The sequence below is a fragment of the Paenibacillus sp. EKM301P genome (genome assembly GCF_011800295.1).
Classification (GTDB): Bacteria; Bacillota; Bacilli; order Paenibacillales; family Paenibacillaceae; genus Paenibacillus; species Paenibacillus polymyxa.
In genome coordinates, this window is record NZ_JAALFM010000161.1 from 1 (window position 1) to 230 (window position 230).

At 43.9% G+C, this 230-nt stretch carries 1 protein-coding gene; it reads left to right on the forward strand.

Translation table 11 applies throughout. The features are described 5' to 3' along the window. Positions 1-230 (forward strand): condensation domain-containing protein (locus tag HFD99_RS25355; protein ID WP_167441114.1); only part of this gene is annotated, 230 nt, incomplete at both ends.

Consider the following 230-nt stretch of genomic DNA (forward strand, 5'->3'; position numbering starts at 1 on the left):
CTGACCGAGCAGAAGCAGGATTTAATCAACCATATTATGATATTTGAAAATTACCCGGTGGAGCAGCAGGTAGAGCAACTGGGCAGTGATGGACAGGATCCCTTCACAATTTCAAATGTGGTGTCTACAGAGGAAACCAACTACGATCTGAACGTTGTCGTGATGCCAGGTGAAGGCATCAAGATTCGTTTTATGTATAACACGCTCAGCTTTGATCAAGCAGGTATTGA